This window comes from Faecalicatena orotica (genome assembly GCF_003149245.1).
GTDB lineage: Bacteria > Bacillota > Clostridia > Lachnospirales > Lachnospiraceae > Faecalicatena_A > Faecalicatena_A orotica.
This window is the reverse complement of the sequence record NZ_QGDL01000002.1, coordinates 303,040-328,771: the sequence shown is the minus strand read 5'-3', so window position 1 is coordinate 328,771 and position 25,732 is coordinate 303,040. Positions and strand designations below refer to the sequence as shown.

Annotated in this window: 21 protein-coding genes and 1 pseudogene; 9 read left to right on the top strand and 13 right to left on the bottom strand. The window is 41.3% G+C overall.

The features are described from left to right. Nucleotides 1-26 precede the first annotated feature (26 nt). Complete coding sequence (locus A8806_RS05310) at nucleotides 27-1,325, bottom strand: ABC transporter substrate-binding protein (protein ID WP_109730135.1); 1,299 nt, start codon at nucleotides 1,323-1,325, stop codon at nucleotides 27-29. 506 nt (nucleotides 1,326-1,831) lie between these two features. Between A8806_RS05310 and cas3 the strand changes: the two genes are divergently transcribed. The 4 genes from cas3 to cas7c are packed head-to-tail and all read left to right on the top strand — an operon-like array spanning nucleotide 1,832 to nucleotide 7,468. Continuing rightward, nucleotides 1,832-4,102, top strand: a complete 2,271-nt coding sequence (gene cas3 / locus A8806_RS05305; RefSeq protein ID WP_181368592.1) for a CRISPR-associated helicase Cas3' — start codon at nucleotides 1,832-1,834, stop codon at nucleotides 4,100-4,102. 40 nt (nucleotides 4,103-4,142) lie between these two features. Continuing rightward, nucleotides 4,143-4,850 (top strand): type I-C CRISPR-associated protein Cas5c, encoded by a 708-nt coding sequence (cas5c, locus tag A8806_RS05300; RefSeq protein WP_109730133.1) that lies wholly within the window; start codon nucleotides 4,143-4,145, stop codon nucleotides 4,848-4,850. After that, entirely contained in the window at nucleotides 4,837-6,642 is a 1,806-nt protein-coding gene (cas8c, locus tag A8806_RS05295; RefSeq protein WP_181368591.1) for a type I-C CRISPR-associated protein Cas8c/Csd1, read from the top strand. Before cas5c ends, cas8c begins: the two co-directional genes overlap by 14 nt. Further along, the gene (cas7c, locus tag A8806_RS05290; protein ID WP_109730131.1) at nucleotides 6,635-7,468 is read left to right on the top strand and encodes a type I-C CRISPR-associated protein Cas7/Csd2; all 834 of its coding nucleotides are present in this window, start codon (nucleotides 6,635-6,637) and stop codon (nucleotides 7,466-7,468) included. The genes cas8c and cas7c overlap by 8 nt, the downstream gene beginning before the upstream one ends. A 308-nt stretch (nucleotides 7,469-7,776) precedes the next feature. Here the strand turns inward: cas7c and A8806_RS05285 are convergent, their stop codons facing one another. The 7 genes and pseudogenes from A8806_RS05285 to A8806_RS05260 all read right to left on the bottom strand — a co-directional run bounded on the left by A8806_RS05285 (nucleotide 7,777) and on the right by A8806_RS05260 (nucleotide 13,498). Next, nucleotides 7,777-8,697 carry a hypothetical protein gene (locus tag A8806_RS05285; protein ID WP_109730130.1) on the bottom strand — a complete coding sequence of 307 codons (921 nt, stop codon included), beginning with the start codon at nucleotides 8,695-8,697 and terminating at the stop codon, nucleotides 7,777-7,779. 317 nt (nucleotides 8,698-9,014) lie between these two features. Further along, nucleotides 9,015-9,602 (bottom strand): hypothetical protein, encoded by a 588-nt coding sequence (locus A8806_RS05280; protein WP_109730129.1) that lies wholly within the window; start codon nucleotides 9,600-9,602, stop codon nucleotides 9,015-9,017. Then, complete coding sequence (locus A8806_RS05275) at nucleotides 9,595-10,914, bottom strand: AAA family ATPase (RefSeq protein ID WP_109730128.1); 1,320 nt, start codon at nucleotides 10,912-10,914, stop codon at nucleotides 9,595-9,597. The genes A8806_RS05280 and A8806_RS05275 overlap by 8 nt, the downstream gene beginning before the upstream one ends. Nucleotides 10,915-11,121: 207 nt before the next feature. After that, nucleotides 11,122-12,261, bottom strand: a complete 1,140-nt coding sequence (locus A8806_RS05270) for a penicillin-binding transpeptidase domain-containing protein (protein ID WP_242995954.1) — start codon at nucleotides 12,259-12,261, stop codon at nucleotides 11,122-11,124. A gap of 204 nt (nucleotides 12,262-12,465) precedes the next feature. Continuing rightward, nucleotides 12,466-12,645: a DUF7168 domain-containing protein gene (locus A8806_RS27185; RefSeq protein ID WP_425545543.1), complete on the bottom strand. Its 180-nt coding sequence runs from the start codon at nucleotides 12,643-12,645 to the stop codon at nucleotides 12,466-12,468. Nucleotides 12,646-12,668: 23 nt separating this feature from the next. Continuing rightward, nucleotides 12,669-13,298, bottom strand: a pseudogene (locus A8806_RS05265) (tyrosine-type recombinase/integrase); the annotation flags it as partial. A gap of 20 nt (nucleotides 13,299-13,318) precedes the next feature. After that, nucleotides 13,319-13,498 carry a MerR family transcriptional regulator gene (locus A8806_RS05260; RefSeq protein ID WP_109730127.1) on the bottom strand — a complete coding sequence of 60 codons (180 nt, stop codon included), beginning with the start codon at nucleotides 13,496-13,498 and terminating at the stop codon, nucleotides 13,319-13,321. Nucleotides 13,499-13,687: 189 nt separating this feature from the next. Between A8806_RS05260 and A8806_RS05255 the strand changes: the two genes are divergently transcribed. Both A8806_RS05255 and A8806_RS05250 read left to right on the top strand, forming a co-directional pair. After that, nucleotides 13,688-14,221, top strand: a complete 534-nt coding sequence (locus A8806_RS05255) for a helix-turn-helix domain-containing protein (protein WP_109730126.1) — start codon at nucleotides 13,688-13,690, stop codon at nucleotides 14,219-14,221. Between the two features lie 85 nt (nucleotides 14,222-14,306). Then, entirely contained in the window at nucleotides 14,307-14,891 is a 585-nt protein-coding gene (locus tag A8806_RS05250; protein WP_109730125.1) for a hypothetical protein, read from the top strand. Between the two features lie 207 nt (nucleotides 14,892-15,098). Here A8806_RS05250 and guaA read toward each other — a convergent pair whose 3' ends face one another. Next, nucleotides 15,099-16,391 (bottom strand): glutamine-hydrolyzing GMP synthase, encoded by a 1,293-nt coding sequence (gene guaA, locus A8806_RS05245; RefSeq protein WP_109730124.1) that lies wholly within the window; start codon nucleotides 16,389-16,391, stop codon nucleotides 15,099-15,101. A gap of 183 nt (nucleotides 16,392-16,574) precedes the next feature. Here guaA and A8806_RS05240 point away from each other — a divergent pair, with 183 nt between their 5' ends. The 3 genes from A8806_RS05240 (at nucleotide 16,575) to asnB (ending at nucleotide 20,072) form a co-directional block, all read left to right on the top strand. Further along, the gene (locus A8806_RS05240) at nucleotides 16,575-17,471 is read left to right on the top strand and encodes a dipicolinate synthase subunit DpsA (protein ID WP_109730123.1); all 897 of its coding nucleotides are present in this window, start codon (nucleotides 16,575-16,577) and stop codon (nucleotides 17,469-17,471) included. 13 nt (nucleotides 17,472-17,484) lie between these two features. Then, complete coding sequence (locus tag A8806_RS05235; RefSeq protein ID WP_109730122.1) at nucleotides 17,485-18,063, top strand: dipicolinate synthase subunit B; 579 nt, start codon at nucleotides 17,485-17,487, stop codon at nucleotides 18,061-18,063. 158 nt (nucleotides 18,064-18,221) lie between these two features. Further along, nucleotides 18,222-20,072, top strand: a complete 1,851-nt coding sequence (gene asnB / locus A8806_RS05230) for an asparagine synthase (glutamine-hydrolyzing) (protein WP_109730121.1) — start codon at nucleotides 18,222-18,224, stop codon at nucleotides 20,070-20,072. Nucleotides 20,073-20,176: 104 nt separating this feature from the next. Here asnB and A8806_RS05225 read toward each other — a convergent pair whose 3' ends face one another. From A8806_RS05225 to A8806_RS05210, 4 genes are all read right to left on the bottom strand, one after another. After that, nucleotides 20,177-20,860, bottom strand: a complete 684-nt coding sequence (locus A8806_RS05225) for a YoaK family protein (RefSeq protein ID WP_109730120.1) — start codon at nucleotides 20,858-20,860, stop codon at nucleotides 20,177-20,179. Nucleotides 20,861-21,029: 169 nt separating this feature from the next. Next, complete coding sequence (yicI, locus tag A8806_RS05220; protein WP_109730119.1) at nucleotides 21,030-23,387, bottom strand: alpha-xylosidase; 2,358 nt, start codon at nucleotides 23,385-23,387, stop codon at nucleotides 21,030-21,032. A gap of 23 nt (nucleotides 23,388-23,410) precedes the next feature. Beyond that, the gene (locus A8806_RS05215; protein ID WP_109730118.1) at nucleotides 23,411-24,766 is read right to left on the bottom strand and encodes an MFS transporter; all 1,356 of its coding nucleotides are present in this window, start codon (nucleotides 24,764-24,766) and stop codon (nucleotides 23,411-23,413) included. Nucleotides 24,767-24,877: 111 nt separating this feature from the next. After that, nucleotides 24,878-25,729: an AraC family transcriptional regulator gene (locus A8806_RS05210; protein WP_109730117.1), complete on the bottom strand. Its 852-nt coding sequence runs from the start codon at nucleotides 25,727-25,729 to the stop codon at nucleotides 24,878-24,880. Between the last annotated feature and the right edge of the window lie 3 nt (nucleotides 25,730-25,732).

Below are 25,732 nucleotides of genomic sequence, written 5' to 3'. Positions count from 1 at the left end.
CTTCTTTGAAAATATATTCTTCCTAATTATTCAAATGCCGGCTCCCAGGCTTTCTGGGCTGCTCCTAACATTTCATCTACAGATGCTGTATCTCCATCCAGATATAACACTAACTGCTCATTGAAACTTCTCATGAGATCTTCTGATGTCGGAAGGCCTGTAAACTCATTTGTTGCATATCCACTCTGGAAAATCTCAAATGCTTTTTTGAATAATTCATCGTTCTGGGAATAATCCGGGTTGGCATTCGCATTGCCAGGGAATGCATTTGCAAGCTGTGCTAACTCTGCATTTACTTCTGGGCTCATAAGATATTCTACAAACTGCATAGCCTCTTTTTTGTTCTCACAATTCTCAGCAATTCCAATTCCCCAGTTTGCAACATCCATTCCACTCTCGCCTTCGTATCCGTCCATGACAGGCATCTTTGCATAGTCAAAATTCAAATCCGGGCTTTCTTCTTTAATCAGTGTCAGATGTGAAATTCCATCTACCATGAATGCAAGACGTCCATTTTCAAATTCATTTACCATATCCTGCTCCTTCATAGCCTCTGCCCCATCAGCGATATAGCCTTTATCTTTCATTTCTTTCACAAAATCAACCACCTTGGCAAGGTCTTTATTACCTTCTAAGTTCGGCGCGCCATCCTTCAGCATTGAACCGCCTGAAGCCCATAACCATGTCATAAACTGATTCTGAATGCCATTTGGTGCCTCCGTGGATAATGGAATAGAAAATCCGGCCGCATCTGTATTATTTTTAATCTTATCCAGTGCCGCCAAAAATTCTGACCAGGTGGCTGGAATCTCAGAAACCCCTGCTTTTTCAAGAATATCCATATTTACATACAATGGATATGCAAAATTCACAACTGGGATCATGTATGTATTTCCTTCGTATTTGATCTGGTCTGACAACTGCGAGTCATCATAGCCGTCTTCTTTCATCAGTTCTGTTAAATTTGAAATGGAACCCTGTTTTGCAAAATCATATACCCACGCACCATCAAGCCCAACTACATCCGCCATTGTGCCTGCCGCTGCACCGGCTGCAATCTGTGTCTTCGTGTCGGCATATGGATTGCTCAAAAGTTCAATTTGGATTCCCGTATCTTTCGTAAAGTCATCACAAATCTTCTGCAGCGCACCATCCGGAAGCTCTACACCCCACCACTGTTGGAATTCAAGTGTCACACCACTGCTGTCACCTTCCTGTTTCTTTTCGTCCTCTTTTTTTTCGGAGCCACAAGCCGCTAAGGAAAGTACCATAGCACTTGCCAGGCCAATAGAAAGCACCTTCTTCATAACCGTTTTCTTTTTCATAACTTCTCCTCCTTAAATTAAATTTTTTTTCAGCATTTTGAGTTCAGAATCTTTATTTTCTTATTAAAGGCGCATATTTTGTCTTTATTTGACAATTTTTCCGGCCTTTAACCCCAATTAATTATGCTTTTTGTATAAGTCCATTATAAAATAAAATTTCATATTGTCAATGCTTTTTTATGGGTTATATGCATAAACATAAATATGCACTAATATACCATCTTCGTTTTGTGCAAAATCACGGTTAAAAAGCTGTGATAAGTAATTTTATTTCATATGTTTCAGGTGACCAAGTAGCTTTAGATTTAGGGGGGATTTATTTTATATAAGATGTTGGCAGGGTCGGTTTTCGGATATAAAATCGTAAAACATCTTTATAGATTAATTTCCTATTAAACAAAATGGTATGGTACAATGTTCTTGGCATACAATTTGAAAAAGTGTTATGCCTCTCTGGGCAGGTGCGCTGCCTTCGTTACGCGTCAATATATAAAGAGGTTGATAAAATGAACGGACAAATAGATTTATTAGCATTATATAATCAGGATAAGGAAGAGTTTAAACATAAATTATCAGGTCCAGAAATGTGGAATATGGCATTGGCTCGTCGTAATCAGCTTCTGAAAACACATTTGTCAAATGTTTCAAAGTTGGCCCGGAAATTTGGAAGCAGATTTGGCATGGAGGAAATCTTATGGGTCGCCGGATATTTACATGATTATGGAAAAGGTTCACCACAATGGCAGGAATATCTTATAAAAAGATTAATGTATGAAGATGTTTCAATGGTTCCTCATAGCATATATGGTGCAAAATATTGTTTTACGAAAGCTAATTTTTTTCAGCATATCGCTGAAATGCTGGGAAACATTATCATGTCGCATCATGGTTCATTATATGACAATATTTCACCCGATGGTGAAACAGTACTCAAAGATGTTTTAACAAATGAAACAGAGGTTAAGATACCTGCAGAATTTTCTATAGATTTCGAGTTACTTAATAATGAATTTATGAATATAATAAATTCAGACAAGCAGGCCGATAAACCATTTTATATGTCCATGCTTATAAAGCTTGCCTATTCATGCCTTGTTGATGCTGACAGACTAGATGCTTTGGGGGTTGAAAATAGTGAACTGTATTCACCTGCAGCGCCGGAATGGGATGTTTTGATATCAAATCTTGAAAAGAAAATTTCAAAATTACAAGCAAAAGAACAATCGGAAATGTCAATATTAAGAAAAAGGGGTTCGGAAGATTGTAAAACTGCGGGTTTACGTGATATAGGTATATACAAACTTGAAGTTGCTACAGGCGGGGGGAAGACTTTTGCAAGCTTGCGTTTCGCGCTGGAACATGCAAGGCATCATAAATTAGATAGAATTATCTATGTCATTCCATACCTGTCAATTATAAGCCAAACGGCAAAAGAAATTCGTAATGCCCTGAATTTAGATGACAATATGGTTCTGGAGCATCATTCCGGTTTTTTGCCCGATAATGAGCAGTATTATAAGTTGCACACTGACCGTTGGGATGCAACAATAATTATAACCACACAAGTTCAATTTTTAGAAAGCATTTTTTCTGCAAAGGGTTCCGATTTACGAAAGTTTCATAATATGGGAAATAGTGTTTTGATTTTTGATGAAGCGCAAAGCATACCCATAAAAGTTATTCATTTGTTTAATTCTGCCATAAACTTTATAAATAAGATTTGTAAAAGCACTGTTTTATTATGCACTGCTACTCAGCCGCCATTTGAAAGTGCTCTGCGGAAGCTGAGGTTTTCCAATCATCCGTCACTAACGAAATATAGGGAGCCTCCTAAAAGATATGAAATTAGAAACCAACTAAAGACAGGCGGGTATACTTATTCCGAATTAGCAGAATTTGTTTTGAAAAAAGCTCAAAAATCAACCCTTGTCATACTCAATACGAAAAAGGCTGTTAAATTATTGTATAAAGAGTTACATAATAAAGGGATACCTGTTTTTCATTTGAGTAATAATATGTGTTCCACCCATCTTAATAATGAAATTGAAAAAATCACAAAACGATTAGAAAAAGATATGCCCGTTCTTTGTATATCCAGTCAGCTTATTGAGGCAGGTGTTGATATTTCGTTTGATTGTGTCATTCGTGATTTAGCTGGTCTTGACAGTATTTTTCAGGCGGCAGGCAGATGTAACCGTCATGGTAAACCTGAAATAGGAAATGTATATGTGATAAATATAAGAGATGAGAATTTAAGTAAATTACCCGATATCAAAAAAGGAGCAGCAATAACCAGACGGCTTTTTAATGAAGATAAGATTTATGATATAAATTTATATTATAATCATTATTTCTATACGCAGCAAAGTGAAATGGATTATAATATTGATGGTGGCTCGGTTTATGATTTGCTATCTTGCAATAAACAGGGACAAGGGGCTTACCTAAAGCGAAAAGACAAGCAGGGTATGAAGCCACCTGGAATATGGTCAGCTATACGTTCCGCTGCAGATGAATTCTATGTTATTGATAAAGGGCGTATGGATATTATTGTTCATTATGGAGAAAGCACGGAACTTTTAGAAAAGTATAATATTGCAACGGATATTGTAGATAAACGTAATATATTAAAAAAGCTTGGCGGATTTAGCATTTCTTTATACCAATATCAACTTGATGCATTGAAAAGAAATGGTGCGGTAGACGATCAGAATTATAAAGGCTTAACGGTTCTTAAAAATGACTTTTATGATAAAATCATAGGATTAAATGTTTAAAGAGATCAGCGGTTTAGTGATTTTTGAGGGAGGAAACGAAATGGGAATACGAAATACTGTACAATTTAAGGTTTACGGGAAATATGCATTATTTTCCGATCCGGTCACTCGCCCTGGCGGTGAAAAGTTCAGCTACCAGACGCCGACCTATCAAGCGGTTAAAGGCATTGTTGAAAGCGTATATTGGAAGCCGACACTTATTTGGTACATTGATAAAGTGCGTGTTATGAAACGGATTCAAACTGAAAGCAAAGGAGTCCGTCCTATAAAAATGAATGGCGGAAACGAGCTGGCTTATTATACTTATCTTAAGGATGTGGAATATCAGGTATCCGCGCATTTTGAGTGGAACGAACAGCGTCCAGAATTGGAGGCAGACCGTAACGAAAACAAACATTATAGTAGTGCCAGGCGTTGGATAGAGAGAGGAGGACGGCGTGATGTGTTTCTTGGAACACGCGAATGCCAGGCATATGTGGAACCATGTGTTTTTGGTGAAGGTGAAGGCGATTATGACGATTATGGTGAATTAGATTTTGGCATTATGTTTCATGGCTTTGATTATCCAGATGAAACGGGGAAAAATGAATTGGGAGTTCGGCTTTGTCATCAAAGGATGGAAAATGGAGTAATAAAATTTACGGACCCCAGAAAAATCAGGCTTCGTCGTGTTGTCAGCACATATGACAAGCAATATTCTTATAAAGATTTTAAAGAGGGGGTTAATTTTAAAATTGAGTTGGTTTAAAAATTTAGCCGATACATATGATCGTGTTTCAGAGATTGCCGGTATCCCCGATGAGAAAGGAAACGTTCTGTTGCCGTTGAATCATACAACAAAAAGCAACTCAGATGTGTGTATCACAGTTAACAGCGAAGGGATGTTCCGTGATGCTGATCAAAGCAAGCTGACGATTCCCATTCCCTGTACTGAGGACTCAGAGTCACGTTCAGGAGGAGGAATTTTTCCCCACCCGTTACATGATGAAGTTGCATATCTTTCAACAGATGAAAAAAAGCGTGAAAAATATCTTTTACAGCTTAGCAGGTGGAGCAGATTTCATCCAAAAGTCGAAGCGGTACGTAAATATATTATAAAAAACACGCTCATTGAGGATTTACAAAGTTGTAACATCAAAATATCCGATAAATTGTTTATCCGATTTTCCGTTGAAATGCCAGAAGACAGTGTACCAAATCTGTGGGAAGATAAAACAGTTGCGGAAGCGTGGCAAACATATATAAAACAAGAGAAATCGGAAGAAACAGCATTGTGCTATATTACAGGTCTGTTTTTACCGATTGCCAACAAACATCCGAAAAATATAAATACTTCGACCAGTAATGCAAAGCTTGTAAGTTGTAACGATGATATAAATTTTACATATCGGGGGAGATTCAGCAAATCCGAACCCGCAAATATGATCAGTATGGAATCGAGCCAAAAAGCACATGCGATGCTGAAATATTTAATTGCCACACAAGCATATAGATGTGATTCACAAGCGATAATTGCATGGGCTATTGACAGCGGAGAGGTACCGTTAGGATTATTTGAAGATAGTTTAGGCATATATGGAAATGCAATAAAGACAGAAAGAGATAGATTAATAGAAGCACAAAACGAAATTGATCTGGATTATGCCAATAAGCTGAGTTCAGCAATCAGAGGATACGGTAATTCTGAAAATCTTAAAAATGATAACAGACAAATTGCCGTTATTGCTGTAGATGCCGCAACAACGGGTAGGATGGCAGTGGCATTCTACAAAGAACTTAAGGAGAACGAGTATATTGAGCGCATTATAAACTGGCACGAATCCTGTTGCTGGCATTTTAGAAGCCGGGGAAAAACGTATATATCTGCGCCAAACGCCGATCGTATAATCGCAGCCGTACACGGTGAACCCAAAGGAGAAGGCTATTCCAAAATAAAAAAGCAGTCAAGGGAACGTATATTAAGCTTTATCATAAACGGAGAAAAGTTCAGTCAGGCTTGGTTAACCGCGGCAGTAAATCGTATTTCTAATCCGTTTTCTTATAACAAGGCTGATGGTGGCTGGGATTTTTATAAATGGGAATCAGCAGTAAATACTACATGCGCTATAGCTAGAAAGTTTTATTTCGATAATAAGGAGGTATTTGATTTGGAACTTGAAAGAACGCGAAAAGACCGGGATTATCTCTATGGCAGAATGCTGGCAATTGCCGATAGGATTGAAAGCCATGCAAGATATTTACAAGACAAGAACAGCGAAAATGAAAAACGACCTACAAATGCAGTAAGATATATGTCGGCATTTGCCACGAAGCCATTTACCACCTGGATAGTTATTTATCATCAATTGAATCCTTATATTCAGCGGCTTAATAGCTATGAGGTGTATCAGAGGGAACTTGACGAAATTATGTCTCTTTTTGAAAAGGGTGAGTATGAAAATGACAAGCCTTTAAATGGTAAATATCTTATGGGATATTCCCTGCAGCGCAGAGCCTTTATAAATAGCAAAAATAATGAGGAGGAGACAGAACATGATTAATAAGAAAATTGATTTTGCAATTATAATTGGGGTGAAAAATGCGAATCCAAACGGAGACCCGCTGAATGGCAATCGTCCCAGAGTAAATTATGATGGATTTGGGGAAATAAGTGACGTTTGCTTAAAACGCAAAATTAGAAATAGGCTTATGGATGATGGAGAAAACATATTAGTACAGTCAGATGATTACCGCAACGATAGCTGGCGCAGCATTAAGGATAGATTTGACAACAATAAAAATATCGCCTCTCTTGGCAAGAAAGCCTCAAGTGATGATATTGCCGAAACTGCCTGCAAAGAATGGTTGGATGTCAGAGCATTTGGTCAGGTGCTGGCATTTAAAGGGAAAAGTAAAAAAGAAACAGGAGTATCAATTGCAATAAGAGGTCCTGTAAGTATTCAAAGTGCATTCAGTGTTGATGCAGTAAATGTTGAAAGCCTGCAGATTACAAAAAGCGTCAACCTCGAAACCAACGAAAGCAATCCATCTAAAAAAGCCGGTGATACAATTGGACAAAAACACCGTATCAGCAGAGGTGTTTATGTTACTTACGGAAGCATTAACAGGCAGCTTGCTGAAAAAACACACTTCTCAGATGAGGATGCGGAGAAGTTGAAAAAAGCGATTTTAAAATTATTTGAGAACGATGAATCTTCCGCGCGTCCAAGCGGAAGTATGGAAGTGATAAAAGTTATCTGGTGGACTCATGCCGATCAGGTAGTTTCCTCTGCCAAAGTACATCGAAGTCTAAAAGTCAATAGTGACGGGACGTATACACTGACCGGTATCACCGGAGTAAAAGTGGAAGAACTTGATGGGCAATAAGATTAATTAATTTTTTACTCTTAGGCGACAAAGAAGCTGGGAAAAAAATACTATGTTGATTGGGTAATGGTATAATTACACGGACTCTAAATATTGCAAGTACAATCCCGGAAGTCCTGTTCACAGTTTGGACTTCCGGGTTTTTTACACTATTCGAACTCGGCGTGTCCTTTATCACCATTAACTATATTTGTTTAAGTTGTGCATAGATACACGTCTTTTTTTACTTTAATTACATCATTTATTCTGGCTTACTGATTTTCTGTTGCCAAAATGTTGCCACGCCATCTAAGCAAATTGAATTGTTACTATGCTGTTTGCTCAATAGGATACCCATAAATAAACTCGTCTAATTCTTCGTTTTCCATAGAATAACCATTCTCGGCATAAAAATGAGGCAGTTTTTGATGATATTCATTCAAAGCGTCATTATTCTTTTTGGTATAAGAGAGGGATTCATCATACTGCCAATGTTCTCCAGAAAAACGCTTTGCCTTTACAACATCCTTTTTAGGAATAAGTTTATCACCGTTCATATAGCCTCCTTCTTCACGTATACGCTCAAGTATAATCCTATTAAAATATTGTCCTGTACTAAATAAATAATTTTTCCTGACAATATACTTAGGCACAACAAGCAGCTCCTGACCATTAATGCAGTATGACGGTCTTTCTATTTCTTTCCAGCATTTTTCTATACTATCCCATGTCCAAAACGGCAACGAGGCATTACTTTCCACCCCATATTTCTCCATTTTCTGTAGTGTAAATCTATTTAATTGATCATGGAGAACATTCGTCAATAAATCTGACAAACCATCCTCTGCAAAGTCTGGAATCAACAAGGGCAAGTCTTCTGCTTTTTCCATAGTAGAAATTTCTTGAAGCAGTTGGTCTAAAGGAGCAAAGATTTCAAGCAGCCCGTTTACCGTATTGCCCTTTCCATTATTACCACATCCATAACCAAGACGTGTCCCGTTTTGTTCGCCAGCATGTGATAATAGCGCTTTCTTTTTCATAGTATCTTTTTTCCTGTAGGATTTATAGAAGGCATCAAAAAACGATTTAACTGTTGCATTTGCCTCCTTAGACCATTCACCGTCCACAATTTCTAGCAACATCGGATCAATGAACAACTTATTATCATCATTCACAACCACATCCACAAAATCGTAGTTCGAATGCCCTTTTATCCCATTGTTCCAATAATCTGATACATGTTTTTTCATATAACATATCCTTTCTCCCATATGGGAAACACTTTATCATTTAATCTTATTTTAGGTTACAAACAATAAACCCACAAACATTATTTTGAGAAAATTTATATAAACAAAGAATGACCCACTTTGGAATTTATTTTAAGCATTTTATCGAACAGCAGTTTAGGGATTGTAATATCGAATGATTAATGATAAAGTAGATATAGTTAATTATCTAATGTTCAGTATGGTCATTAACAACTAGCTGAAGTTGCCGCTTCAGCTTTTTTGTTGCCGCATTCGCTTGTAATCCCGCCATTATCACCTTCTTTTCTATTATTATTTTAATATATTCCAAGTTCCTTGTATAAAGATTTTAACTCAGACTGTACGCCTTGTACGATTTTATCAATATCCAGCCGTTCAACCATACCATTGCTTTTCACCCCCTTATAATACATCTTGTTTGCTTGTTTAAAAAGCTTTTTCAACCTATCGTATCCATTTCCCCCAGAAATTTTTGTTTTCTTTGGCAGACGAAGAAAAGATATTATTCCCTCTACATCAAGCAAAAACCAATCTTCGATAGAGTGCTTCGCTTCTATATGGATAATCTTTTGAACCCCATTCTCATTAAAAGCATATTCTACCTCATCCCACTTTATAGGAGGCTTTGGAGATAATTCAAAAACATCTGTATCTCTACATAAAGCAATACTATATTCGCATTCCTCGCCATACTTAGGCTTTATTTCTTTCATAAACTTACGCAAAGCAATATTTTTAAATCCACCAATGCCTTTAACATTTTTACATTCGATACTAATATCAAGTCTTCCATCTACCCTTTTTTGTCTGGCGTTCGCTATTACACGTTTATAAAACTCAACCTCGGTATCTCCTTCAACAAACAGCACAAGACATTTATTCATGTACATCACACTCCAGATAATCTTCCCAATTACTCTCTTCATCAGCTAACATTGAGAACAGATAATCCCCTATACTCATCTTAAAGTCAGTAGCATCTTGTTGCAATAATCGTTGCCCTGCTTTTTTCAATGTATAAAATCCGGCAATTCCCGATTGTCTACTTACACCCACATGTATCCAAGAGGGATCTAAATAACTCACGACATACGGAGAATGACTTGTTATGATTATCTTACAATCATCCAACAACTGGCTAATTATTTGAATATAGGCCTGAAATAAGCTTGGATGTACCGAATTTTCCGGTTCCTCGATTGCGATCAAAGACACATTTCCCTCATTTGCCAAAATAATTCTCGCCAAAATCATAAATACTCTTTTTGCACCATCTGACATCATCGCAAAATCAATTGGATGCATCAAATTTTTATCTTTAACAAATAGGACGTGTATTGCATTTGCTATTATAAATGGAGCATCATCTGGTAATTTTTCACTATCTCCACCATTAAATTTATATTGTTTTACAATAATATCCTCTACATTCGGGAACAAATCTTTATATACTTCTTTCAGCAAGGCAAATTTATTTGGATTTTTCTCTTGTAATTGATATATTACACGTGGAAGACTTTCCGCATCAACAGCCATATCTTCTAATCCTTTACGGATAATTGGATCTGGCTGATAAAAACTTTTTGCATCCAGATTATTCTCCATGTAAAATCTCATGCTATTCATCTTTTTTATAATTTCAGCATAAAAAATTTCATCATATGCTCGAAGCTTATTTACCACAAGTTCTGCTAATTCAACATTTATTTTCGACGAACATCTACCAGTTTCTGAACTTTTGTATAATGCCTTTTGAGCATCTCTATTAATTAACTGCGTATACTTTTGCCCTTTATCTTCCGGTCTAATTTTCAAATACTCCGATACGATATAAGGTTCCGCACTTTCATCGCATTTCCAAGCAAACTCATAGCCATAAAGCACACGATATTCTATAGCATCCAGTTCAGTCAACATTTCCATTTCAAATTTATAATTTCTACCAAACATATGACTATTAATTGGTATTAAATTTGAATTGGCCATCATATCAGCCTTATCTTCCATTGTAGCTTTAATAAATGCCAATCCAAAATCAATCGCAGCTAGTACATTCGATTTGCCAAAATTGTTCAATGCTACTAATGCTGTAATGTTATCAAACCCAATTTTTACATTTGAAAGATTCTTAAACCCATCTATCAAAACTGCTTGTATTTTCATAACAATGCACCCTTCCTTTTGTAGTGTACCCATATCATACCACCTTTCACCGCAAAACGCAATAATTTTTTTCATTTTATATTAATTATATCTATTTAAACGCATTTTTATTCTCAAAACGCAAACTTTATTTGTGTTTTATTTCCACTTCACACCTTTTAAGGCAAACAAAAACCTTGCTGACCTCTAGTTTTTTCATCTAAAGATCAGTAAGGTTCTGTTATATCTTACAATATTATTTTATTTCATAATCTGCAGAGCTATTTCTTTAGCTTTTTCACCAGAAATCTGTTCCCTTTGCGTACTATCCTCCAAATATATCGCAAAATATTTTCGTTCTCCACTCAATTCCGAAAATCCAACAAACCATGCTTCTCCGTTTGCCCCTGTTCCGGTCTTACCATAAATTTTCTGCGTATCACTTTCGTCCAACAACATAATGCTTTTTAAAATCTCTACATTACTACTATCATAATTACTCTGTCCCTCAAAAATCTTTTCTAAAACTTTTACCTGTTCCAAAGGCGAAATTTTCAGCGAAGAATCCAGCCAAAAACCGTTTAAATTTTTCATTGGATTGATATTACTGCCATCCCATTCTGAAATATCGCAATTACCATACTGCAAATTATTTATTTCCTCTTGTAGCTCACTTTTACCAACAGAATCTATTACCTCCCGAAAATACCATATACAAGACTTTTGAAAGGCTTCTTTTAAAGTTAAATCTCCGTTCCATTCTAAATTCCCATAATCTGTTCCGTCATACCCCATTGTAGATGATTCATCAACAATAACACCATTTTGCAATCCTGATAAGGCTGAAACGATTTTAAAAGTAGAATATGGCGATTCTTCTTGTCTACACATCTCCTCATTAAAAAATGAATATTGTTCTTGCGCTGGCGAGTAAATCACAACACAGCCATTAACACTCTGAAATGCTTCGCTTAAATCAATCGTTCTTTCATTTACTTCTTGTTGCACTTCTTTCTGTGCGTCTTTCTCTCCAGCGACTTTCTCAAAGCTTACACTGCCTTTCGCTTCTTCCCCCGTAACTGTAATCTTATATGTGCCACTCTCTTGAACCTCAACATCAAAATTTTCAGAGGTTACTATGTTCTCACTTTCATAAATTGGCGTATCGCTATCTTTTTGAATTTTTATTGACAATTTTCCACCGTCAACTACAACTTCCGCCCTAATCATGTCTCCTGATTCCAAGAGCAAGGATTGCCCATCCGTAGTATTGAAAATTTTATACTCCATAACAAACTGGCTATCATTCCCTGTTCTGCTACCATCAAATGATGATTTTCCACATGCACTCAAAGAAAACACAATAATTAAAATACAAATTATACCTAAAGACTTTTTCATGTCGCCCTCCCATATCTAGCCATAAAGTAATTAGTTTCATTATATCTCTCCGTCATTTTACTGTAAAGCAAAACTAGCAAATCCCCACCAGCTAGTTAAGAGCAAACTGAACAACTACGACGCTCTTGACTAGCTGGCAGGAATTCTCTTCATGGCAGCTCAGAGGACTTTAATCACCCCTCCCCCTGTCATCGTGCTTCCCGGTTATGCATTCTCCTTCTCTTTCTTAATTCGCTTAATCTCCGAAAGTATGCAATCCACCGCATATTTGAAAACTGCAACGCATATCTCTACGTCGTCCTCAAGTCCAATAAAGCCAATATACTGTGTCTGTTCGCCGTATCCGTGATTTCTATATCCCCTGCAGCAATAGTTCTCTCCGATAACCGCTGAAAGGTTAATTATCCAAGGATTTCTCCGTAATCTGCCTTTGCCATGCCAAACCAGTAGAGCATTTCGAAAGCATAGTAGGAACGGGGCTTATCCATCATGGCTTCTGAAAATTTCAGATATTCTTCTTTTGTCCAGAAATCCATTTCCTTAGGAATCTCGTTTCCCATTGTGCCCGCCTGTCTTGCCGGATTGTAAGGCAGGTTGTAAAAGTTCACAGCGTGGTTGAAAATTGCTGTAAGCTGAGCGTGTATAGTTTTCAGATAATCCGCCGGATAGGACTTTCCTTTCTCGTCATGGTACGCCATAAGTTCATTCTGCCATGCAATGACATCCTTCGCTTCAATCTCCGCTATCTTCCGATTCCCGAAATACGGTAAAATCTTTGTGCGTATCACATGGCTTTTGGATTCCCATGTGCTTTCCTTGACACGCTGCTTCTTGTCAGCTTCGTAAACCTCAAAGAAACTGGCGAAAGTCATATCCAGCTTTGCGCCCTGTTTCAGCATCGCTTCATGCTCCCAGACTAGCGCCTCCCGCTTTGTAGCAAATCCTCGCTTCTGTGTCTGCTTCCGCTCCCCTTTCCAATTCGTGAAGCAATAGATTACCCGCCAGATTCCCGTAGCATTGTCTTTGTATACAACCATTCAGATCATCTCCTTTCCGCTTAATCGCTGTAACACATCTTTTTATGAAAAAATGCAGCATTCACACGACCGGCCACCGTCAAATATTTCTGTTTCTGTAATTCTGCGTTCATTTCCCGCACAATCTGATAGGCTTTCGACTTTGACACCCGCAATTCCGCTGCCACTTCTTCCACAGTCAAAAATGATTTTTCTGTCATCTCATTATCCACCCCTCTCCGTTTAACTCTTTTTGTTTAAGTTCCGTGTTTATGATACTAAATAAATTCCGTTAAGTCAAGCGGTTTTCAAAAAAATACTAACTTTTTTTATTTAAGTTTTTCTTGCTATTTCTATTTCTCTGTGTTACACTAAATTCAACAAATTTGTTTAGTATCGGAGGTTTTATTATGGCAATCGGCAAACGTATCAAGTTCTTTCGCAACCGTAAGGGCATGACGCAAAAACAGTTAGGTGAAATCCTCGGCTTCCTCGGGAAAACCTCTGACGTCCGTATGGCACAGTACGAATCAGAAGCCAGAGTTCCCAAAAGCGACCTTGTAGAAAAAATGGCACTGGTTTTTGATATCAGTTCCAACGCACTCACTGTGCCGGATATTGATTCTTACATCGGCCTTATGCACACACTATTTGCTCTTGAAGATATGTACGGTCTGAAAATCAGCGAGGTTGACGGTGAACCTTGCCTCCGACTGGATAAATCGGACTATTCAACCTTCACATCCATGTTTGATATGTTCCGTGCATGGCAGCAAGAAGCCGCCAAACTAGAACGTGGTGAAATCACAAAAGAAGAATATGGCCAATGGCGTTATAACTACCCCAAATTTGATGCCTCACAGCATTGGGTGCATCTTTCTTCTCAGGAACTTAGTGATATGCTCGTAGAAGAATTTGAAAAGGAAAACAAAAAGAAAAATTAGTCACAAAAAATCTTGCCATACAAACATAGGCTGTAGCCTATATTTGTACTGTTGCATATTTCATTAACATTAAAGGAGGACTAATATGACATCTGCAGAATGGCACTCTACCTTATTCCAGTTTATAGGCACAATCTTAACGCTTGCCACATTTATTGGCTCGATAGTTGCTATATATTTTACTTACCAAAATCTTAAAGAGATGAAAAAACAACTAACAGAGCAACGGATTCAATATTTTGAGCAAAACAGAGGCAATCTTATTTTTTATATCGAGAAAAACCAAGTGGATTTTTTACATTCATTAATAATAAAAAACTTTGGAAATTCACCTGCAAAATTACTTTCATTAAAAATCACCCCCTCTTTAGATTGGGGAAAAGCTGGTCAAACAGATATTGATGAATTTAATATAGCAAATATTCAAAATGTATTTTTAGCACCTCAACAACATATTAGCTCAATTTTTGACTTCAGGAATTATCCTGATAAGAAATTTGAAATAGAAATCTGCTATCAAACCTGTAAGAAAAACATATCCGAAAAATATTCTATTGATATTGATTTTTTAGATAGGGTTCTTACCACAAGATCTGAAATCAAGGATGAACTTTCAGCACTAAAAAAAATATCCGCCTCACTTGAGTCTTTATCAAATAAGCTAATATAATATTCTTCCAATCATAATAAAAAACAATATTTACGAAAAAAACCTTACCGACTTTCAGCTTCATTTCTGAAAATCAGTAAGGTTTTTCTATGTTATTGAAGTATTTTATTCAGCCGGTGATAACACAAGTGTTGCCAAATCGTTGCCACGTACTAAACAAATTTGCTTGCAACCTGCATAAACACTGGCTTTCTAAGAGCTGCTTTATCACTCGAATTCTATCGTCGCCGGCGGCTTCGGTGACATATCATAGCACACTCTATTGACATTCTCCACCTCTGCCAGTATCCTTCCGGTTATCTTCTCCAACACTTCCCAGTCTACCTTTTCGATGGTGGCTGTCATTGCATCTACTGTATTGATTGCCCTCAGGATGACCATGTATTCAAAGCATCTCTCATGGTTTTTCATTCCGACTGATTTGAAGTCCGGCACTACTGTGAAATACTGCCATACTTTTTTATCCAGTCCTGCTTTCTCGAATTCTTCTCGCAGAATCGCATCGGATTCTCTGACAGCTTCCAGTCTGTCTCTGGTGATCGCTCCGAGGCAGCGTACACCTAATCCCGGCCCTGGAAATGGCTGGCGGTATACCATGTGTGGCGGCAGTCCGAGTTCGATTCCGCATGCACGCACTTCATCTTTGAATAGTTGCTTCAGAGGCTCAACCAGTTCGAACTGCAGGTCTTCCGGCAGACCGCCTACATTATGATGAGACTTCACCATTTTAGCTGTCTTTGTTCCGCTTTCAATAATATCGGGGTAAATCGTCCCCTGTCCAAGGAAGTCGATCCCGTCCAGTTTGCGTGCTTCTTCCTCGAATACACGGATGAATTCTCCACCGATAATTTTACGTTTTTCCTCCGGGTCTGCAACGTTTTCCAGTTTGCCGAGGAAACGTTCTGTGGCATCTACATAGATCAGGTTCGCGTGCAGCTGGTTCTTGAATACCTCTACAACACTTTCTGATTCATTTTTACGCATCAGGCCATGATTGACATGAACGCACACTAACTGCTGGCCGATCGCTTTCAACAGAAGTGCAGCGACTACGGATGAATCTACACCGCCTGAAAGGGCAAGCAATACTTTACGGTCTCCGACCTGACGTTTGATCAGCTCGGTCTGGTCCTCGACGAAATTCTTCATGTTCCAGTTAGCTTCTGCTTTGCACTCATCGAATACAAAGGACTTTAATGTATCCGTATCCGGCAGTTCCGTGTATTGTTTTTCACACTTTGATCCCGGATAATCTACGGAAATGATCGGATATCCGCAGTCATAAACTGCCGGATTGACCTCGACTGCCTGTCCGTCTACAACACGGTTTTCTCCACCGTTTAAAATGATTCCTTTGACATTATCCAATGCATTCAGTTCTTCCACGGTGATGTCGTGAGGGTGAATCTCGCTGTATACGCCAAGATCGCGGATTTCACGGGCAAGCACTGTGTTATTCGTACTCCCCAGGTCCAGAATAACTATCATGTCCTGTTTCATTTGTTTTCCTCTCTTTCGTTCGATCATTTATAATCCTCACATCTGTTCATTACTATGAACAATTGCGAATCTTCTTCTATTATAACTGAACACTCTATGTTTTTCCATCCATGAAATAGAAATATCACATATTTTATTCTCTGCATATAATAAATAAAATTGTATTTTGTCAGGAGTTTCACAATGGAGTATCCACAATACGATTACGCGGTCATTGGCGGAGATATGCGGCAGGTATATCTGGCTGAAGAGCTGGCACACCATCAGAACCGCGTCATTTACTATTCCCTGATGGCTGCGCCGGATGAAGGCAGATGCTCAGACGCTTCTTATGTTGCCCCGGCCTCATCTCTTGAAGAAGCAATAAGCTCCTCCGACTGTATTATCTGTCCGATTCCTTTCAGTAAAAACGGCGTCCATCTGAATCAGAACGCTCTGGATAAAGACCTTACGCTTTCTTCCCTGCTGGGTTTACTCAAAGAAGGCCAGACATTTTTTGCCGGCTGTATTTCCGGGGAATTTAGGGATACGGTCCGCAAGGCGGGAGTTTCTGTACATGACCTTATGCAGGATGAATCTCTTGCGGTTTATAATACGATCGCCACGGCAGAAGGTGCCATCTGCGAAGCCATTCAGAGGAGCCCGCAGAATCTTCACCGCAGCCAGTGTGCCGTGCTCGGTTATGGGAAATGCGGAAGTACGCTTGTTTCTTATCTGCGGGGCATGTTTTGCTATGTATATGCCAGTTCCGACCAGCCGAAGGAACGAGCACTCGCGGGAACGGTTAGTGACCGGACCGGAAGTCTGGAAGAATTTGCGGCATGTGCGGGGGAATTTGATTTTATATTCAATACAATTCCGGCAAAGGTACTGACCGCAGAAATTTTGAATCATATGAAGTCTTCCGTAACAATCATTGATATTGCCTCTGCTCCCGGCGGAGTAGATTACGCAGAAGCCCGGCATTTGGGACGAAACGCCGTGTTATGTCCGGGGCTTCCCGGAAAATACGCCCCCTCATCTTCGGCCAAAGCGGTAAAAAGAGTCATCGAAGCTGCAATGCTTTCAAATAATGAATAAGGAGTGATGCAAATTGTCTTTAAAAGGAAAAACGATTGGAGTAGCCTTTACAGGTTCCTTCTGTACCTACGAAAAAGCATTTACAGAACTACAGAAACTGGTGGATGAAGGTGCCCTCGTACAGACGATTTTTTCCGATGCAGCAGGAAGCATCGACAGCCGTTTCGGAAGGGCGGAAACCTTCATCGAAAAGGCGGAGGAAATCACGGGTGTAAAACCGATGCTGACTATATCACAGGCTGAACCGATTGGCCCCGGAAGCCTGCTGGATATTCTTGTTCTCTTCCCCTGCACCGGAAACACCCTGGCAAAGCTTGCCAACGGGATCACCGATACTCCCGCACTGATGGCTGCAAAGGCTCATCTGCGGAACAACAAGCCTCTTCTGATTTCCGTCTCAACAAACGATGCCCTTGGAATGAATATGAAAAATATCGGCCTTCTGATGAATGCTAAAAATATATATTTTATCCCATTTGGTCAGGATAATCCGAAGAAAAAGCCGAATTCCATGATCGCGCATACAGAGCTTCTAATTCCTTCTATTGAGGCTGCTTTAGAAGGAAGGCAGTATCAGCCGGTCATCCAGTAAATATTCCCCGGAGGGCACATCCCGTACCCCAGTCCCTCCGGGCAGATTGCAGCACAGCTGCAATATAAAGTATACCCAAAAGGGCATCCCGTAACTCACGCCCTTCGGGCGGATTGCAGCATCGCTGCATTACAAAGTATGAAAAAGGAGAAGAAAAAATGTGCGGAATTGCTGGATTTTTTAATCCCTACAGGGATTATAAGACAGAAGAAACGAAGTGGCTCGGCATCTTGAACGGTATGAATCATGCGCAGAAACAAAGGGGGCCGGATGATGAAGGTACTTATTTGAGCCCCATCTGTGGCCTTGCACATGTCCGTCTGGAAATCATTGATCTGGTGACCGGACACCAGCCGCTTGTAAAAGAGCGGCACGGCAGGGAGTGTGCGATTGTTTTCAACGGTGAAATCTATAACATGGATGAACTGAAAACAGAACTGCTGCTGGAAGGGGTGAAGTTCCGGACGACAAGCGATACGGAAGTGATTCTGGAAGGTTATATGCTGCATGGCAGGGATTACATCAAAAAGTTAAACGGAATTTTTGCAATCGCCTTATGGGATTCTGCGTCGGAAGAACTATTTCTCTTCCGGGACCGGCTCGGTATTAAGCCGCTGTTTTATACGATGACCGGCGAGACTCTCGTATTTTCATCTGAGATAAAGGGGCTGTTTGCCTATCCGGGGGTAGAGCCGGTTCTTGACAGAGACGGACTGTGTGAAATCTTTGCCCTCGGTCCGGCAAAATCTTACGGGAAAGGTGTTTTTAAAGATGTTCTGGAAGTTCTGCCCGGCCAATGTATCACCTTTGACAGGACCTCCTGTACAGAAGACTTTTACTGGAAACTGGAGAGTCATCCCCATGAGGACTCTCTTGAAAAAACAGTCGAAAAGACCGCATGGCTGGTGGAAGATGCCGTGAAAAAGCAAATGCTTTCTGATATTCCGATCAGCACATTCCTCTCAGGCGGAGTGGACAGCAGTCTTGTTACTGCAATTTGTGCAAAGGAGCTGAAAAAGCAGGGAAAAGTATTGAACACCTTTTCTTTTGACTTCACAGATAATAACAAATACTTCAAATCCAACTCCTTCCAGCCGAGTCAGGACCGCCCTTTTGTGGAGCAGATGGTCCAGTTTGCCGGAACAAACCACCGTTTTCTTGAGTGCAGCAATCAGGATCAGCTGGACTGTCTCTTTAAGGCAGTTGATGCCAGAGACCTGCCCTGCATGGCGGATGTAGAATCTTCTATGCTGTATTTCTGTTCTCAGGTGAAAGAATATAACAAGGTAACCTTGACAGGGGAATGTGCAGACGAAATCTTCGGGGGATATCCCTGGTTCCACAGTGAAGAGGCCTTCCGGACGGACGCGTTCCCGTGGTCCATGAGTATGCAGCCACGGCAGGCGCTTTTGGATGAAAGCGTCATCCATGAACTGCATATGGAAGATTATGCACGTGCCGCTTATGAAAAGACGATTCACGAAACTCCCCTTCTCGCCGGAGATACACCAGAAGAAAAACGGCGTCGGGAGATTGCATACCTGAATCTGCGCTGGTTCATGGTGACCCTGCTGGACCGGATGGACCGCACCAGTATGTATAACGGTCTGGAGGCAAGAGTCCCTCTGGCTGATCACCGGATCGTGGAATACATCTTCAGCGTCCCGTGGGAAATGAAGTGCCCGGACGGAATCGTGAAAGGACTGCTAAGGCACGCCGGTGAGGGTCTGCTGCCGAAAGAAATCCTGTGGCGCAGGAAGAGTCCTTATCCCAAAACTTACGACCCCACATATGAAAAGCTGCTCGGAGATCAGCTGAAAGAAGTACTCGCGGATGCAAGCGCCCCGGTCCGAACCCTGCTGGATACAAAAAAAGTCCACGCATTCTTGAACAGTCCGTCCGACTACGGGAAACCCTGGTACGGACAGCTGATGGCCGGGCCCCAGATGCTGGCCTATATGCTTCAGGTAAATTACTGGCTGGAAAAATACAAGATCAGGATCATATAGATGGATCAAACAGATTATCCATTCCTAATGAAAGACAGGGCGGAAATGTACACACTCACATTTCCGCCCACATTCATTCTGAAACAACCCGGTTATCAGTCATTTTAAGATCTTTTTCCTATATCTTCTTTGATAAACATCAGTACAAATCCGACAAACAGCAGCGCCGCCGCAATCCAGATGACACGCAGTCCAATATGAATGCTCATCACTGCCCCAACCGCCGCTCCGACAGCGAAAACCAAAATCACAAAATAATAATGCAAGCTTTTTCTTCTTAATTCCTTATCCTTCGTGATATGGTACCTGCAAAGCATTTCCGTCGCACTCCTCATATTTCCGATGCACATAGTTGTCGCACACGGAATTCCCCTAAACTTGCGGAAGCTGTTGACCTGCATGGCGCACGCAAAGGACATCAGCACATTTGCCAGTACATCCATCGAATGCGGCAGGAGTCCCACTATGACCAACAATACCACCTCGACAAGCAGTACTATCTGCCGCCAGTGTATTTTCTGATGCTCTTTATATAAATGATGCACCCATTCTGTTACATATACCCCGCCGATAAATGCTGCCAGCGGCATCAGGTAGTGGAGCGCTGTCCCGTAATTTCCCTGTGCCAGGTTCTGCCCCAGCAGTACAATATTCCCGGTCTGTGCATTCGCAAAGACTTTTCCCCTGCAATTATAAGAATACGCATCCTGAAAACCCCCGGCCAGCGTCAGGAATACCGCTAGCACCATAGATTCCGACATCTGCCGGCCAGCCTTACATTTCATCATCTGTCATACCTCCCGCCCGTAATAAATATATTAAGAATTAACTGCTCCGTTTATTTTATTCCTCCACCATTATACGGCGTGCTGGGAGAATGTAAAGTTTTTTCTAAAAAGTTTCGGGCTTTCTGCAGATGGATATTGTTCATCTGCAGAAAGCCCTCTTAATATGTCATCACAATTCTATCGTCACTTCGTGTGCCGCAGGAATCAGAATCACTCCCTGTTCGGTGATTTCTTTGATTTCCGCCCCGCTCACCTGTTTCACTTCCTTCATATTTCTGAGCAGATATGACATCTCCTCCACTTTAGACGTTTTAAGTATGATTCTGTTTCCGGTTCTGGTTCCGCTTACTGTAAGGCTTGTCCTGCCCTCCCGGTCAGGAACATGGCAGACTGCTTCTTTTTCCTCCTGCAGTTCAAACACCTGAATCTGCACATTTTTCGCGAACTCATAATCCGCCGTCTGCTCATTTGCCCCGACAGGCAGGAGCGTATTCTCCCTGACAAACAGCGGCAGTGACAGGAAATCATAGGTCTCCTTGTACCATGCCCCGCCTTCCTTCGTCTCTCCCGTAAGCAGGTGCGTCCACGTTCCTTTCGGCAGGTAATACTCAACACTTCCATCTGATGAGAATACAGGCGCCACAAGGATGCTGTCTCCGAGCATGTACTGCATATCCAGATATTTTACCGCCGGATCGTTTTCAAATTCCATAACCATTGCCCTCATGGACGGGATTCCTGACTGGTGGGAAAGGACGGCCATCTGATAAATATAAGGCATCAGTCTTAGTTTCAGTTTTGTAAACCTGCGGCATACCTCGACTGCCTCGTCATCAAACAGCCACGGTACCCTGTAACTCTTGGAACCATGCAGGCGGCTGTGGGTGGACAGCAGGCCGAACTGGAGCCATCTCTTGTACACGTCCGGGCTCGCTGTCAGCTCAAACCCTCCGATATCATGGCTCCAGAAGGAGAATCCTGACAGGGTAAATGACAATCCGCCCCTCAGGCTTTCCGCCATTGACTGATAGGTCGCTGAACAATCCCCGCCCCAGTGAACCGGGAACTGTTGTCCGCCCGCTGTTGCGCTTCTGGCAAAAAGAACTGCCTCACCTTCTCCTTTTTCCTTCTTCAGAAGTTCAAAAACCTCTGTATTGTACAGGTTTGTATAATAATTATGCATACCCCACGGATCGGAACCGTCAAAATATTCCACATCCACCGGGATCCGCTCACCGAAATCAGTCTTGAAACAGTCGACTCCCATATCCAGCAGTTTTTTTAATTTTGCGGTGTACCACTTCACCGCCTCCGGGTTCGTAAAGTCCACAAGCCCCATACCCGGCTGCCAGTTGTCCACCTGCCGTATTCCTTTTCCATCAGCGCGTTTCAGGAGATAACCGTTTTTTAGTCCCTCCCGGAAAAACTTCGTCCCCTGGGCAATATACGGATTAATCCACACACAGATCTTCAGTCCCTTTTCCTTATACCGTTTCAGCATACCTTCTACATCCGGGAAAATTCTGCTGTCCCACTCAAAATCGCACCAGTGGAATTCCTTCATCCAGAAACAGTCGAAATGAAAAACATCCAACGGAAGGTCCCGGTCCTCCATCCCCTGTATGAAAGAGCTGACCGTCTCCTCATCATAGCTTGTCGTAAAGGAAGTGGACAGCCATAACCCGAAGGACCAGGCCGGGGGGAGCGCAGGCTTTCCGGTCAAATCTGTGTAATGAACCAGTACATCCTTGATATCATCCCCGTAAATAAGGTTGTAGCGTATTTCTTCCCCCTTTACGGAAAATCCGACGGCCTCCACCTTTTCACTCGCCACCTCGAATGACACATGGTCACTGTGGTCCGCAAAGACTCCGTAATGTTTGTTCGTCACATAAAACGGGATATTCTTGTAGGCGATCTGTGACGCCGTTCCTCCGTCTTCGTTCCAGCAGTCAACTACCTGCCCGTTTTTTACAAAGGCAGTAAAACGTTCTCCCAGACCATACACACATTCCCCCGGTGCTAAAGACAATTCTGTCATCATGTATGGCTGATAATCCGCGGCCATATAATTTTCCTCTGGAAACTTAGTCAGATGTTTCCGGTCATACTGCATATATCCGAGATTATGGAATCCGCAGGAAGTCAGAAGTTTTCCATCCGCTTCAAAGGAAATCAGGAAATCCTGACGGTTTACACGCACCGTCATCCTTCCCGCAGTCATGACCGCTTCGTCTTCCGTGATTTCCACCGAAACATCCTGCATCTCCCTGTTCAGTTCAAATCTTGGTTCCCGTTTTTCATAGCCCTCAAAATGATAGCTCCGCACACTGATAATATCTTTCCTAACCGCGGTAAACTCTGTCGTGATCGTTCCCACATCCAATGCCCCGGAACGATCGCTGATCACACGGAGAGGCGCCGTCACACGCATTCCATTTTCGATTTCTTCCACAGCAAATGCCTGTGCCGCATACTGTGCATTTGCCCGCTCATTCTTTTCCCAGTAACCTTCTGTAAATTTCATACCTGATCTCCTCCTCAATCCGTTTATACAGCTTCTGTCTTCCCGTTGCTTAAGTCTTCCACGATAGAATCATATTCCTTGTCCAGGTGGTAGAACAGCATGATAATAATCTGGATAACTGCGATTGCGGCCGGTATATAGATGAACAGCGCTTTAATCGCCATCACAGAGGACGCACTCTGGGCCACGGAATTTTCTGCATAGTTCCCCAGTGCAAGTATCCATCCGAGCATGGCGGATCCCAGTCCGTTTCCGACTTTAAATCCAAAACTGGATGCACTGTTAACCAGACCTTCCGTACGGTATCCGGTCTTCCATTCGCCGTACTCGATCGTGTCAGAGACTATTGCAAACATACAGGAAGAAATACATGCATTTCCGATTCCTTTCAGTGCAGATGCAAACATGACGCCTGCATAGCTCATTCCCACAAAAGCAAACATTCCGAATCCGAGTCCATAGATTACCGCACCGACAATCATCATGTTTCGTTTTCCGATCCGCTTTACAAAGAAGGCCATCGTAAACATTGCCACGATCTGGACAACGCTGGCAACGAGGTTCATCGGTCCTACCATTTTCGCATCGTGCAGGACGACCTTTGCATAGTAAACTGCCGCGCCGCCATTGAGTGAATACTGGATAAAGATGAATACAAGAGTCAGTGTAATCATGATCCAGTACTTATTTTTAAAGAGAATTCCGATCCCCTTGAAAAATGGAACCTTCTCCTGCTTGGTTGTCCTCGAAGGTTTTACCCTTTCTTTTGTTCCCGCAAATGTGATCACAAAGATGATGACCGCAAAGATTCCAAATACTGCAAATGTCTTCGTCCATGCAGACAGATTATCCCCGAAGAATTCCACCAGCGGCAGTGTCAGATTTGTAATCAGCAGTGTCCCGGTTGTAGCCAGCGTCATTCTGAAAATACTTAAGACGGACCGTTCATACTGGTCCTGAGTAATCAATGCGTTTAATGTTGCATATGGCACATTGATTGCCGTGTATACAACGGATGAAACAAGATTGTATGTAATAAAGATATAAATGATTTTTGACGTTTCGCCCAGTCCCGACGGCACGGAAAACAGCAGTATTCCCGCAATGGCAAATGGGACTGCCATCCTTAAAATCCAGGGGCGGCATTTTCCGAACCTTGATTTTGTGCGGTCTACAATGACTCCCATGACCAGGTCCGTCACCCCGTCAAAAAGTCTTGAAACAAGCATGATTGTGCCAATCGTAAGGGCGCTTACTTTTACATAGTCCGTGTAATAGAACAAAACAAATGCTGACATGGCCGAATAAATAATATTGCACCCCAGATCTCCGAAGCCATACGCCAGCCGTTCCTTTACACCTATTTTTGTACCTTCCATTTTTCATTCTCCCTTCCTGAACTGTTACCTCAGATCAAGATGAAGTATATCACAGGTTTTTCAGCCGCATTAGGAGTAAAAACGACTCAAAAATAGTACATTTCCGACTTTTCACAATTTTTCCCGTTCCATTATACGCTTTTCTTTCGGTGTACAGCCAAATCTCTTTTTAAACCACCGCATCGTCACCCGGTAGTTGGTACAGCCATGCCGCTCAAATATCTCATTGATAAAATCAGCTGTGTTCATCAGATCATAATATATGTAATTAATCCGGATTTCATATAAGTATTCACTGACCGTCATCCCGATCTGCCGTTTCATAATCCGGGATAAATAATCCGGGTGATAATTAAAGTGCTCCGCCACGGACTGCACCGTCAGCTGTTCTTCATGGTGCTTGTCCAGAAAGGTCAGAATCTCCTTCATTTTCTCCCTGTTTTTCTGGTTCCGGCTGACCTCTTTCTCCACCAATTTTATGGAATATGAGTGGACCAGTGAAAACAGCAGGTCATACAAAAGGCTGTTGAACTTCAGCAGATACCCGTCCGGGCGCACCTCATAGATTACATACATATCATGGCAGATTTTCTTCAGCCGCTCCATCTTCGTCGCTTCGGCCGGACTCATCGGTCCGGGCACCGCCTGAAACTGGAGGAGTTCGTAATCCGGCACATATTTTTCCAGAATTTTATCAGAAACCTGAAGCACAAGGGCCTGATTCTTTGTACTCCAGATCGAATGGATTTCTTTAGAATTCAGGACAATCAGTTCGCCTGCCTTTACATGGATTTCTCTTGTCTCACAATGAATCTGGATTTCCCCCTCGAGCATATAGATCATTTCGATATGGTCATGCCAATGCGGGGGAACATATCCCCCGTCATCCGCAGATAAATAAAACCTGACATCAATGTCCGCATTACTGAAAACAATTTCGTGCCGCACTTCTTTACTCTCCATAAA